The sequence below is a fragment of the Parendozoicomonas sp. 2304DJ65-17 genome (assembly GCF_058148445.1).
Genome location: NZ_JBYVJV010000093.1, coordinates 1 through 242 on the forward strand (window position 1 = coordinate 1; position 242 = coordinate 242).

Genomic DNA, 242 nt, shown 5'->3' on the forward strand with positions numbered 1-242 from the left:
AATTCGACCATCAGGACGAGTGACTGATTTCCCTTGTTGTAAAAGTCCCCAAAGTGGGCCGCGGGGGATCTCCAGCCGTGCCAGCCTTTCCGGACACAGGTGGCCAATTTCGGGATGCTCATCAACACCGTAGGCGAAACAAGGCACCAGGTGGGAAAGAGGGTGAGGGGTTATCTTGTAATCGCTGGTGGAGTATTCAAAACCATCTTTATCTGAAGCTTTGAAAATAAGTTCAAAAGGCA

At 50.0% G+C, this 242-nt stretch carries 1 pseudogene; it reads right to left on the reverse strand.

Annotated elements, in window-relative coordinates:
• Positions 1-242: pseudogene (locus ACY2RR_RS24645) on the reverse strand (MBL fold metallo-hydrolase); the annotation flags it as partial.